The 217-nt window shown below is 37.3% G+C and carries 1 protein-coding gene; it reads left to right on the forward strand.

Translation table 11 applies throughout. From position 1 onward, the window contains the following. Positions 1 to 217, forward strand: a 217-nt coding sequence (locus GQ598_RS11035) for an IS30 family transposase (RefSeq protein WP_160404156.1), incomplete at both ends; no start/stop codon positions are given.

Below are 217 nucleotides of genomic sequence, written 5' to 3' on the forward strand. Positions count from 1 at the left end.
GACGCCTTAATCAACGCACCGCCTCCGAAACGAGAGATATGATAATAAAATTGCTAACGCCGTTTAAAAAGATGGTTAAAAGCATCACCTTTGATAATGGGATGGAATTTAATTATCATCATGCGATTGAGCATTATTTAAATACTACTGTATACTTTGCGGAGCCTTATAAAAGCTGGCAAAGAGGCACAAATGAAAACACCAATGGCTTAATACG

It is taken from the genome of Gilliamella sp. Pas-s95, from assembly GCF_009795795.1.
In the GTDB taxonomy this organism is placed as follows: Bacteria; Pseudomonadota; Gammaproteobacteria; order Enterobacterales; family Orbaceae; genus Gilliamella; species Gilliamella bombicola.